The sequence below is a fragment of the Mycobacterium sp. E1747 genome, assembly GCF_001667775.1.
GTDB lineage: Bacteria > Actinomycetota > Actinomycetes > Mycobacteriales > Mycobacteriaceae > Mycobacterium.
In genome coordinates this window covers 17,921-29,870 of sequence record NZ_LZJI01000161.1, presented here as the reverse complement: position 1 = coordinate 29,870, position 11,950 = coordinate 17,921, and the positions used below count along the sequence as shown (strand labels likewise).

Below are 11,950 nucleotides of genomic sequence, written 5' to 3'. Positions count from 1 at the left end.
CGATGTTAGGGGCGCGTTGATCGCGGGCCGGTAACGATTCAGACGAGAGGTGCTTGCGGAGTCACCGTGGTCGGCGCCGCCGACGCGGGCGCGGGGCCGGTGCCGTCGTGGATCGACGGCGGCGAGCCGGGCGGGGTCTGCTGCCCGTAGACCGGTGACGGCGTGGCGCCGGGCTGGTTCGGCACGGGGCCCAGCGGCGGCCCGAACTCGGGGCTCGAGCCAGCCAGCTTCTGGGCGACGAACGCCGCGGCCTGGGTGGTGTAGACGGGGACATAGCCCTCGGTGTGCCCGCTCCACTCGTTACCGGGGCCGGCGTGGCAGATCGGGTCGTTGGGGTTGCAGTAGTCGGCGGCCTTCGAGCCCAACAGCGCGCTCTGGCTGGGCAGCGTGCCGCCGGCGCGGTCGGCCACGTCACCGAACGTGACGACGGCGGCGATGTTCTTGGCGTACTGCTCGGGCAGCTTGTTGCCCCAGCTGATGCCGCCGATCGGGACGCCGGCCACGATGTCCATCACCGACGCGCCCTGCGAATAGCCGCCCAGCACGATCTTGGTGTTGGGGCAGGTTTCCACGCTCTTCTTGACGCGGTCGATGGTGTCGTTGGCGCCGTCGCCGCCGTGCAGCTGCAGCTTGCTGGCCGCGTAGTTCACGCCGTAGGGCAGGATGTTCAGGCCGGTCTGCTGGCGCAGCGAGTCCACCAAGGCGTCCCCGACGCGGCCCAGGCCGGCCGGTTCGTTGGTGCCGCGGGCGAAGATGACCTCGACGTCCGGGCAGTCAAAGGCGGAGGCCGTTGGCATCGCACCCGGGGATACGAGCAGGCCGGCGGCGGTAACCACTGCAGAAACCCCCGGGCCGACCCAGCGACCTAAGCGGTGGGAAAGCACGCAGTAACTTTACCTACCCTAAGCGCGCTGCGAAAGTTCGCTGACCTGTGGATCAGTTAAGCGGTTCGACGACGGGACGCTTTACCGTGGCCGCATCACGTGCACACGGGAGGGGGCCAGTGCAGCGTCAACCGACCACCGGCCTGCGGGTCGGCGACTACCTATTCCAGCTGCGTCGCGTCGAGTGCGCGTTGCTGGGCGGTGATGTGCACACCCTCAGCGATCGCTCGCGGGCGCGAACCGCGGCGCTCACGATCGGGTGCGTGCTCGCCGCGATCGCCGTCGCCGTGGCTGCGCTCGCCGCTTTGCTACGGCCCCGGGTGACGCTGGAGGGCGCCCAGTTCGTGATGGGCCGGGAATCCGGGGCGCTGTACGTGCGGGTGGGCGACACCTGGCACCCGGTGCTGAACTTGGCGTCGGCGCGGTTGATCGTGTCGATGGCCGCCACGCCCCGGCCGGTGCCCGAGGCGGACCTGGCCCGCGCTAAACGCGGGCCACCGCTGGGCATCCCAGGCGCACCGCAGATGATCGGTGAGCCGTTGCCGGCGGATGAGTCGGCATGGACGATCTGCGATGCGGACCGCGCCAGCACGACGACGGTCCTCGTGGGCCGCACGGACGACTCGGCGGCGCATCGGTTGGGTGCCGGCCAGGCCGCCCTGGTCGCCACCGGTCCGGCTTCGCCCGCGTACCTGCTCTACGACGGACAGCGGGCGGTGGTGGACCTCGCTGACGCCGCGGTGACGCGCGCGTTTCGGTTGGAGGGCCGCGCCCCGCGGCCCGTTTCGCCTGCGTTGCTGAATGCCATCCCCGAGGCGCCACCGATCAGCGCCCCCCGGATCCCGGGCGCAGGTGAAAAGGCGGCGGGGTTGCCGGGCTTCGCGGTTGGCAGTGTGGTGCGCGTCACGCGGGCCGGCGGTGACGAGTATTACGCGGTGCTCGCCGCCGGGATCCAGCGCATCGGACAGCTGGCCGCCGACCTCATGCGTTTCAGCAACTCCCAGGGCACCACCAACGCGCTGACGGTCGCGCCCGATGCGATCGGCGCCGCTCCGATCGTCGACGTCCTGCCGGTGGCCGGGTTCCCCGACCGGACGCCCACTCTGTCAGACGACGGCGGGACGTTGTGCGTTTCGTGGCAGGCGGCGCCACCCGGCCACGGCGGACCCGCGCTTCTCAGCGGCGACCGGTTGCCCCTGCCACCGGGCCAGGCGCCGGTGACCTTGTCACGGGCCGACGGATCCGGCCCCGCGCTGGACGCGGTGTATGTGCCGCCCGGCCGAAGCGCCTACGCGCAGGTTGGCACGCGATACCTGGTCACCGACACCGGTGCGCGGTTCCCGATCCACGACGATGACGCCGCGCGGGCCCTTGGCCTGGCGACCGCGGTCCCGGCGCCGTGGCAGATCCTGCAGACTCTTCCCGCCGGCCCGGAGCTCAGCAGGGAGAACGCCTCAACCGCCCGTGACTTCGCTGCGGCCCCGTAGTCGGCCCGTCACCACACCGACGGCCAGCGCTATCCCCAATCCGGCGAGACAGATGGCGACCCCGCGCAGTGCGGTATGCCGGGCGTGCGCGTTCGACGGCGCGGCCGCCGGCGGCGCGGCGACCGGCGCCGGGGCCGGCGTCGGCGTGGTCGTCGGCGCAGCGGTCTGGGTGCTGACCGCCGCAAGCGCGTCGATGGTGCCGTGGCCGACGAGCGGATCCCACCCGGCCGGTGGATGATGCGCCGTCGACTCGATGCGCTGCATCACCTGCCGGGCGGTCAGCACGGGAAACCGGGCGCGGATCAGGGCGGCCAGCCCACTGACCACCGGCGCGGCATAACTGGTGCCGGACACCGGTTGCGAGCCGAGTGGCGTGACCGCCTCGCCGGGGGCGGCGACGTCGACCCAGGGCCCGGCAAGGGTGAAAGCCGACGGCGCCCCCTGGCTATCCACCGATCCGACGGTGAGCACGTAGTCGTCGTACCACGCCGGACTGACCGCGACAGTGACGGTTTCCCAAGTGGCGTCCGGGCGCTGCGGAGGGCACTGCGCCGTCCTGCCGGTGTTGCCGGCCGCGGCGACGACGACGACGTTCTTGACGTCCACCGCGTAGGCCAGCGCGGCGCCGAGCGCGCGGTCATCGAGCGCGGAGGCGACCGGGACGCAGGCGACCGAGGAGATGTTGATCACCGAGGCTCCCAGATCCGCGGCGGTGCGGACCGCCTTCGCCATGGTGTCGACGTCACCGACGCCGGTGCGGGACGGGTTGCTGGCCGCGGAGAACTTTGAGCTGGACTGGCGAATGCTGATCAGTGTGGCTTCGGGCGCCATCCCGCCGAAGCCGGGACCGTTCGAATCCGGCGCCGCGGCGATGATGCCCGCGACGAGTGTGCCGTGAGCGTCGCAATCCTGGGTGCCGTCGCCGGTAGAGACGTAGTCGCCGCCCGGCACCACATCAGGTAACAGGCGCTGACGCGAAACGCCGGTGTCGATGACGGCGACCCGTTGCCCGGCGCCGCGGGTCAGTGGCCGGACTCGCGACAGGTCGAGGATCTCGGACGGCCGGTTGGGCGCCTGCACCGTCGCCATCGTTGCGCACACCTCGCGTTGGACGGTCGGCCCCGCGGGCGTGGGCCGCGCCGGCTTCGGTAACCACTTGTCGTCGATCTGCGGCGGCGAAACCGCTTGCGCGGTCGGTGTTCCAAGCAGTGACACCAGCGCCCAGGCCAACGCAACACGCGCGACGGCAGACGTCCTCACCGGAAATGCAGTCCCCGGGCGGCGCCGTAGAGTCCACACAGCCAGCAGGTCAGCGGGACGGTCGCTACCAGAGCGAGCCACTCCAGAGCATCGACGGTTCGGCGCAGCACGGGTGGAGTCGACATGGTTGGCGCGACGCAGCCCAAATACACGGCCCCAGCGGCCAACGTGGCCGTTGCCGCGGTCATCCACGGGCCCCGCCCCGGTGTACTCGAGACAGCTACACCGAATGTCGTTCCCACGACTGCGATTCCGGCGACGGCGAACGTCAGCATTCTGGTGTTGTCCCCAGAACGCGCACGCAGCAGTAGCAACGCGCCGGTGACGCCGCCGAACGCCACACAAGACATGCGCGGTGCGCCGGCCAGGACGGTGACGACGGCACCGACGGCCGCCGACGACGCAAACCCGGCGAGCAGGCTGGACAACCAGGCGTCGGCGCGGAACGCCCGCGCCGCCAGGCTGGACCCGTCTGCTCCGGTCTCGTCCGTGCCCGGCTCTACCCGGGGTGATAGCCCCGCCAACACGATGGACACCCGCGCCGCAACTCCAAGCAGACCAAGCGATATCAGCGCCGATGCCGCGCCGATCGCGTACGGCGGTGCGCCGGTCATCGCACCCACCAAAGCGGCCATCGCGACAACCGTCGCGGCGCACGAGACGGCGGTGAGCACGACCACGGTGCAAGGCGAGGCGCGGATCGCCAACACGCAGGTGACCGCCGCCGCCGTCGCGGCCAGCAATACGTTGTACACCCCCGGCCCGCCGGGCACCGCCAAGAAGCCGGCGGCCGCCGCGAAAGTGGTCGCCATCGCGTTGAACGCCAGCCCGGCGACCGCATCCCGGTGGAGTCGGTGCGTTACGGCAGCCGACAGCAGGGCGATCGCGCCCACGATCGCCAACACGCCCACTGTCGCGGGACGATCGCGGCCGATGCCGGCGTTGAGCGCATTTCGGGCCAGGGCCAGCACACCGGTGGCGGCCAGTGCGTTCGCCGCCACCGCGCTGGTGAGCCGCACCGCCAGTCGGCGCCCGGAATCTGTCGACGCCAGGGAACCCGCCAGCGCCTCGGAGACCGCCCGCGCGACGTCGTGGTGACGGGGAGCGGGTGGCGGGCTCGACGGCTGGCTCAGTACCAGAACGGCACCGTCTCCGATCCCGCTCTGCGCCAGCGTCTTCGACGGATCCAAGGCGGAGGAGCCGGGAAGTGACAGGTGGTAGCGCTTAGCGCTCAGATCGTCGTCGCCGTCGCGGCCTTGAAGGAGGTCGACGATTGACGGCGTCAGTACGGCGACGGGAACTTCGGACGGCAGCGCCAGGTCGGCGACGGCGGAGCCGGCATGGATTGACACCCGGCGCAGCCCCAAATCGGTTGCAGGCAAAGGTGACCCCTTCAGTCGGAATTCTTCAGAACATAGCGACTATCCGGTCACGCGGCGTGCGCCTGTCCACAGGTGTGAGTTGTCGGCGAATCCGGGGCTGCCTACGGTCGTCGAACGGGAAGGGACGAGATGGCCCAGGACTTCGTGCCCGAGGCACGGCGGCGGGCGCCGACGGTGCCGACCGCGGACCTCGTCGTCGATGCACCGCCCGAGCCGCCGTCGGCGGCGGCGCCGGGCCTGCTTTCGCGGTTGCTGCCCGCCGTGGTGGCGGTCGCCGGAATGGGGGTCATGGCGGCGGCATTCGCGCCGGGGTCGGCCGCCCACACCTCCATGTTCGTCACCATCCCCATCGTGCTGCTGGCTTCGACGTTGGCGACAGCCCTGTCCGGACGCGCGCGCCGCCGGGGCGGCGGGTTCTATGCCGATCGCCTGGGCTACCTCGCATACCTCGACCGGCTGCGTGACACCGTCCTCGAAACCGCTGCCGCACAGCATCACTCACTGATGTGGAATCACCCCGACCCCGACACGCTGTGGACATTGGTCGGAGGTCGGAGAATGTGGGAGCGGCGAGTCGCCGAGCCCGATTTCTGCGTTGTCCGAGTGGGCACGGGGCCGCAGCCGCTCGCCACGAGGCTGGTGGCCCCGCAGCCCCTGGGGCCCGCCGACCCGGTCACCGCCGGCGCGTTGGATAGCTTCCTGCGCACGCATGCGACGATCGTCGGACCGATCACGGTCACACTGCGCCAAAGCCCGCGCGTCACCATCGACGGTGACGCGGCCGCCGCCCGCGGGTTGTTGCGCGCGATGGTCTGCCAACTCGCCGTCTCGCACTCCCCCGATCAACTGCTGATCGTCGCCGTCGTCGGAGAACAAAACCGTTGGCAGTGGGAGTGGCTGAAATGGCTGCCGCACAACCAACACCCGGCGGTAGTCGACGGGGTGGGTCCGGTGCGAATGGTGTACCGCAGCATGGACGAGGCGCGAGACGAGCTGACCGGCGTGCGGCCGGCGCACACGGTGGTGGTCGCGGACTCAGACCACGACGCCGAAGGGCTCACCGGCGCGACCGTCGTCCAAATCGGCGGGGGCCGCGCCGATACCCCGGTGACGATCACCGGGGCCGGCGACATCCTCGTCCCGGCGCGCCCGGACTGGTTGGATCCCCTAGCGGCGCTGGTGTGTGCGCGCCGGCTGGCGATGCATCGGGTCGGCACGGCATTTCGTCGCGACGACGGGACGGACTGGCCGGTCCTGGCGGGCATAGACGAGGTCGAGGGGTTTGACCCGCTCACGTTGTGGCAAGGCCAAGATCACCGCGACCGGCTCCGCGTCCCGGTCGGCAGCCGGGCCGACGGGGTGCCCCTGGAGTTGGACATCAAGGAGGCCGCGGAAAGCGGCATGGGTCCACACGGCCTGTGCGTCGGGGCCACCGGGTCGGGCAAGTCGGAGCTGTTGCGCACGATCGCGCTGGGGATGATGGCCCGCAATTCCCCCGAGGCGCTCAATCTGCTGCTCATCGACTTCAAAGGCGGCGCAACGTTTCTCGAATACGCTCGGGCGCCACATGTGGCTGCGGTCATCACGAACCTTGCCGACGAGGCGCCGTTGGTCGCCAGGATGCGCGACGCCCTGGCCGGTGAAATGAATCGCCGGCAACGGCTGCTGCGGGCATCCGGCCGTGTCAGCGCCGCGGCGTATGAGCAAGCACGCCGGGCGGGAGCCACGTCGACCGCCCTGCCCACCCTGTTCATCATCGTCGACGAGTTCTCCGAATTGCTCAGCCAGCATCCGGATTTCGCGGACATGTTCGTGGCTATCGGGCGGCTCGGCCGGTCGTTGGGCATGCATCTGCTGCTGGCCAGCCAGCGACTCGACGAGGGTCGTCTGCGCGGACTCGACGCCCACCTGTCCTATCGGATCTGTTTGAAGACCCTGTCCGCCGCCGAATCGCGCGCCGTACTGGGCACGCCAGAGGCTTACGAGTTGCCCAACCACCCGGGGGTGGGTTACCTGCGTACGAGCGGCGGAGAGCTTGTCCGCTTCTGTGCCGCTTACGTTTCGGGGCCGTTACCGTCCGGCGTGCCGGCCCAGGCGCCCGTGGCGAATCCTTCCGTGCGCGCGTTCGGGACTCGACGCGTTGGGGAGATCACCCGCCCCGCCGAGAGCGGTGCATCGTCTTCCCGGACGACCCTGGACGCGGTCCTGGATCGGCTGGGTGGGCATGGCCCGCCCGCGCACCAGGTCTGGCTGCCACCGCTAGGGTCGGCGACCGCGCTGGACACCCTGCTCGCCGACGGTGCGCTCCCGCGGGGCGCCCTGACTGTTCCGCTCGGCCTCGTGGACCGGCCGTTCGAGCAGCGGCGAACGCCGTTGATGGTCGACTTGCGCGGGGCCGCGGGCAATGTCGCGGTCGTCGGGGCTCCGCAGTCGGGCAAGTCGACGGCCATCCGGACAATCATCACCGCCTTGGCGGCCACGCACTCGCCGCGGCAGGTGCAGGTCTACTGCCTGGACTTCGGCGGGGGAGCGCTGACATCGACACGAGCAATCCCGCATGTCGGCGCCGTCGCCGGCAGGGCCGAACCACGACTCGTCGCGCGAATCGTTGCCGAATGCGAGTCGATCATCCGCTTGCGGGAGACCCTTTTCAGCGACCTTGGCGTCGGGTCGATCGCCGAATACCGCGAGCTGCGGGCGCAGGGCCCGGCGCCGGACACCGATCCGTTCGGGGATGTCTTCCTCGTCGTCGACGGCTGGGCGGGGCTACGCCAAGACTTCGACGTCCTGGAGTCGACCGTCACCGTGGTTGCCTCCCAGGGGCTTTCGTTCGGTGTCCACGTGGTGGTGTCCGCGTCGCGGTGGGCGGAGATCAGGCCGGTGCTGCGTGATCAGATCGGCACGCGCATCGAGCTGAGACTGGGTGATCCCGCCGACTCCGAGTTGGACCGAAAAGCGGCGCAACATGTTCCGCAAGGCAGACCAGGCCGGGGTCTTTCCGGTGACGGGTCTCAGATGATGATCGCCCTGCCCGTCGCCGAGATCGACACCGCGCAATCGGCGGCGCCGCCGATACCGTTGCTGCCGGAAATCATCGAGCATCACAGCCTCGTCGAAGCGGCGGCAGGTGCCGGGCGCGGCAACCGTATGCTTCTCGGCCTCGACGAGCGCCGACTGGAGCCGGTCGTCTGTGAGCTCGACCGGCTCGCACACCTTCTCGTGCTCGGCGACCGGGAGTGCGGCAAGACGTCGACACTCCGAACGCTGTGCCGCGAGATCATCCGAACCAAGACCCCGGCGCAAGCGCAACTCGTCATCGTCGACTTTCGGCGCTCCCTGCTCGGCGTCGTCGAGTCGGAGCACCTCGGCGGGTACGCGATGTCGCCGGGTGCATTGGCCGGCATGCTGCCGGATCTGCTTGACCTGCTGGAGCGGCGGATGCCCCCGGCCGACGCGAGCCAGGCGCAGCTGCGAGCCGGGTCCTGGTGGTCGGGGGCCGACATCTATGTCGTGGTCGACGACTATGACCTGATCGCCGGCCAGGCCGGCAATCCACTGGCGCCGATCACCGAATACCTGCCGTACGCAACGGAGTTGGGCTTGCATCTGGTCATCGCGCGTCGAAGCGGCGGTGCCGAGCGCGCGTTCTTCGAACCCCTGCTGGCGGGCGTGCGTGACCTCGGCTGCGTCACCCTGATGATGAGCGGATCCCCAGCCGAGGACGTACCGTTCGGCTCGCGTCGCCCGGCGCGGTTGCCGCCTGGTCGCGGCGTCCTGAGCACCGGCGCAGACAACGAACAGCTCGTCCAGGTGGCTTGGAGCGCTCCGTGAGCGCACACCGTGCCGTCATCGAAGTGGGTCCCGGCACGATCCGCCGATTATGTTGTCGGACAAGCGTCCTCGCCGACGAGCAGACCTCCGACATCATCGCGACGGCCCTGACCGCGATCGACGATCGAGTCGCGTTGGTGGGCGAACGCCCGGTTGCCGTTGCGGCGGTGTGGGCGAGCGCTTTGCGGTCCGTGGCCTGTGCGGGCGGTAAGGGCATGGTCGTGGTGCACCCGTCCTGGTGGTCGGCCTCGCGCGTCCGCGTGGTGAGCAGCGCGGCCGCCACCCTGTCCGACGACGTGCTGGTGCGGCCCCGCTCATGGTTGCTGGCGCGGGCAGCCGGCACCGATGCGGACGCGGCGGTCGTGGTGGAGATCGTCGAGGCGATGGTGGTCGTCGGCGGTGCCGACGTCGTCGCCATACCGCGCAGGACGCCGACGTGCGCCGTCGCCGACGAGGTGGTGGCCGCGGTCGCGGGCCGCCCCGCGGGCGTCCTGCTGATCGACGCGCCGAGCACCGTCGCCGCTTCGTCGACCCTTGCCGCGGCGATCGCGGACGCGGCGCGCGGCATCGGGCAGTCGGTGGTCCGCATCGACGACGCCCGGCTGGTTCGGCTGGCCCGGCTGGCGGTGTCCGATCTCGATCAGCCGGCCAAGCCGGGTGATGGTCGTGGCCGATCTCGCGCGCGGATGCTGGCTCTCGTCGGCGCGGCCACCATCGTGCTGGCCGCGGCGGCGCCGGCCGTGATCAACGCGGACCGGCAGCGCGCGGTGAGCGCGCCGACGGTCCCGGCCGTGCCCGCTGCGTTTCTGGTGGAAGGTCGGGTGGCAGTGGCGGTGCCCGCGGGTTGGCCTACCCAACGGGTAATCGCCGGGCCGGGGTCGGCGCGGGTCCAGGTCACCTCCCCGTCCGATCCCGAAGTGGCGTTGCACGTCACGCAGTCGCCGGTGGCGGGCGAGACGCTGAGTGGCACCGCCGAGCGGTTGAAGCAGGCGATCGACGCCGAGCCCGCGGGTGTGTTCGTCGACTTCAATCCCTCCGGCACCAGCGCCGGCAGGCCGGCGGTGACCTACCTCGAGGTCCGCGCCGGCCATCACGTGCGGTGGACGGTGCTGCTGGACGGCCCGGTGCGGATCAGCCTCGGATGTCAGAGCCGGCCCGGCGGGGAAGAGGCCGTGCGCGGCGTTTGCGAGCAGGCCGTGCGGTCGGCCCACGCGGTCGGCTGACTCACGAAATTTTGGTGGAACCAAACGAGCGCTGTCCGGGTCGAACTTGGTATGAGTGCACCCAACACACTGAGTACCGATTTCGACCTGATGCGGTCGGTTGCGGGCACCACGGACGCCCGCAATGAGGAGATCCGGGCCATGCTGCAGGCATTCATCGGCCGCATGAGCGCGGTGCCCGCGTCGGTGTGGGGCGGGGTCGCGGCGGCGCGGTTTCGAGATGTGGTGGATCGCTGGAATGCCGAGTCGTTGCGGCTCTATCACGTCCTGCACGCGATCGGCGAGACCATTCGGCACAACGCGGCCACCCTGCAGGAAGCCGGCCATGACCACGCGGCCCACATCGCCGCAACCGGCGGAAACCTGTGATCGGGGGGATCATCCGTGGAATCGGCGTTGTCTTATAATTTCGGCGAGATCGAGTATTCGGTGCGCCAAGAAATCCACAGCACAGCGGCCCGCCTCAACGCGGCGCTGGACGAGCTGCGAGCGCAGATCGCCCCGTTGCAGCAGCTCTGGACCCGCGAGGCTGCCGCCGCCTACCAGGTGGAACAACAAAAGTGGCACCAGGCCGCGGCCGGCCTCAACGAGATTCTGGTCGATCTCGGCAACGCGGTGCGCGACGGCGCGGACGAGGTGGCGAATGCCGATCGACGGGCGGCGAGCGCCTGGGAACGCTAGCCGCGCGCCCATAGTCGTCTGTGTGGTCCCGGCGGAGGAGAGCCGTTGGGACCACACAGTCATTTTGACCTGCGGGGACGCGCATCGGTAAGCTGCTCGGTTGGCGTGCGGTACGCCGGGGCCTCGGGTCAACGTCGGTCGCCGAGACCAGCCCCACCGCGAACGCCTGACCGGCACCCGGCTCGACCCGGGATCCACCTCGAGAAAGAAAAGGTAAGCGCTGTGCCCACCTACGCGCCAAAGGCGGGTGACACCACGAGGTCGTGGTACGTCATCGACGCCACGGACGTGGTGCTTGGCCGCCTTGCCGTCGCGGCAGCCACCCTGTTGCGCGGCAAGCACAAGCCGACGTTCGCCCCCAACGTCGACGGCGGTGACTTCGTCATCGTCATCAACGCCGACAAGGTCGCCCTGTCCGGCGACAAACTGCAGAGCAAGCTGGCTTACCGCCACTCGGGGTATCCCGGCGGCCTGCACTCGCGCACCACCGGCGAGCTGATGGAGAAGCACCCCGACCGGGTCGTCGAGAAGGCGATCGTCGGCATGCTGCCCAAGAACAAGCTCAGCCGTCAGATCCAGCGCAAACTCCACGTCTACGCCGGCCCGGAGCACCCGCACGCCGCTCAGAAGCCGGTTCCGTACGAGATCAAGCAGGTGGCCCAGTGACCGAAACGACCGAGGCCCTGGACGACACCACGGCCACCCCGGAAACCCCGGACGTCCCGGCCGAGGCGCCCGCCCCCGCGGCCGCCGAATCCTTCGTCTTCGACCGGCCCATCCAGACCGTCGGCCGCCGCAAGGAGGCCGTGGTGCGGGTGCGCCTGGTGCCCGGCACCGGCAAGTTCGATCTCAACGGCCGCGGCCTGGAGGACTACTTCCCCAACAAGGTGCACCAGCAGCTCATCAAGGCCCCGCTGGTCACGGTCGACCGGGTGGAGAGCTTCGACATCTTCGCGCTGCTGCACGGCGGCGGCCCGTCGGGCCAGGCCGGGGCGCTGCGCTTGGGCATCGCCCGGGCGCTGATCGTGGCCCAGCCCGAGGACCGGCCCGCGCTGAAGAAGGCCGGCTTCCTCACCCGTGACCCGCGTGCCACCGAGCGCAAGAAGTACGGCCTGAAGAAGGCCCGCAAGGCGCCTCAGTACAGCAAGCGCTGATCAACCATCACTTTCTGGCCGCAACGGGGCGTCAAACCGGGACGTTCC

General features: G+C 70.2%; 10 protein-coding genes. 7 read left to right on the top strand and 3 right to left on the bottom strand.

Going from position 1 to position 11,950, the window contains the following annotated elements:
• Positions 1-38 precede the first annotated feature (38 nt).
• On the bottom strand, positions 39-884 hold the full coding sequence (locus A5695_RS15605) for a cutinase family protein (protein WP_068083625.1): 846 nt from the start codon (positions 882-884) through the stop codon (positions 39-41).
• A 119-nt stretch (positions 885-1,003) separates the two neighbouring features.
• On the opposite strand from A5695_RS15605, the gene eccB reads away from it, so the two are divergent.
• Complete coding sequence (eccB, locus tag A5695_RS15600; RefSeq protein ID WP_068083623.1) at positions 1,004-2,371, top strand: type VII secretion protein EccB; 1,368 nt, start codon at positions 1,004-1,006, stop codon at positions 2,369-2,371.
• Here the strand turns inward: eccB and mycP are convergent.
• Together mycP and eccD are read right to left on the bottom strand one after the other, a co-directional pair.
• On the bottom strand, positions 2,339-3,631 hold the full coding sequence (gene mycP / locus A5695_RS15595; protein WP_068083612.1) for a type VII secretion-associated serine protease mycosin: 1,293 nt from the start codon (positions 3,629-3,631) through the stop codon (positions 2,339-2,341). The genes eccB and mycP overlap by 33 nt on opposite strands.
• Complete coding sequence (eccD, locus tag A5695_RS15590) at positions 3,628-5,013, bottom strand: type VII secretion integral membrane protein EccD (RefSeq protein ID WP_068083609.1); 1,386 nt, start codon at positions 5,011-5,013, stop codon at positions 3,628-3,630. The genes mycP and eccD overlap by 4 nt, the downstream gene beginning before the upstream one ends.
• 129 nt (positions 5,014-5,142) lie before the next feature.
• On the opposite strand from eccD, the gene eccCa reads away from it, so the two are divergent.
• The 6 genes from eccCa to rpsI all read left to right on the top strand — a co-directional run bounded on the left by eccCa (position 5,143) and on the right by rpsI (position 11,902).
• Positions 5,143-8,844 carry a type VII secretion protein EccCa gene (gene eccCa / locus A5695_RS15585; protein WP_068083606.1) on the top strand — a complete coding sequence of 1,234 codons (3,702 nt, stop codon included), beginning with the start codon at positions 5,143-5,145 and terminating at the stop codon, positions 8,842-8,844.
• The gene (locus A5695_RS15580) at positions 8,841-10,067 is read left to right on the top strand and encodes a type VII secretion-associated protein (protein ID WP_068083598.1); all 1,227 of its coding nucleotides are present in this window, start codon (positions 8,841-8,843) and stop codon (positions 10,065-10,067) included. Before eccCa ends, A5695_RS15580 begins: the two co-directional genes overlap by 4 nt.
• A 51-nt stretch (positions 10,068-10,118) precedes the next feature.
• The gene (locus tag A5695_RS15575) at positions 10,119-10,436 is read left to right on the top strand and encodes a WXG100 family type VII secretion target (RefSeq protein ID WP_068083595.1); all 318 of its coding nucleotides are present in this window, start codon (positions 10,119-10,121) and stop codon (positions 10,434-10,436) included.
• A gap of 15 nt (positions 10,437-10,451) precedes the next feature.
• On the top strand, positions 10,452-10,748 hold the full coding sequence (locus tag A5695_RS15570; RefSeq protein WP_068083592.1) for a WXG100 family type VII secretion target: 297 nt from the start codon (positions 10,452-10,454) through the stop codon (positions 10,746-10,748).
• A 222-nt stretch (positions 10,749-10,970) separates the two neighbouring features.
• Positions 10,971-11,414 carry a 50S ribosomal protein L13 gene (rplM, locus tag A5695_RS15565; protein ID WP_007172542.1) on the top strand — a complete coding sequence of 148 codons (444 nt, stop codon included), beginning with the start codon at positions 10,971-10,973 and terminating at the stop codon, positions 11,412-11,414.
• Between the two features lie 17 nt (positions 11,415-11,431).
• Entirely contained in the window at positions 11,432-11,902 is a 471-nt protein-coding gene (gene rpsI, locus A5695_RS15560) for a 30S ribosomal protein S9 (protein ID WP_082946126.1), read from the top strand.
• The last annotated feature ends 48 nt before the right edge of the window (positions 11,903-11,950 follow it).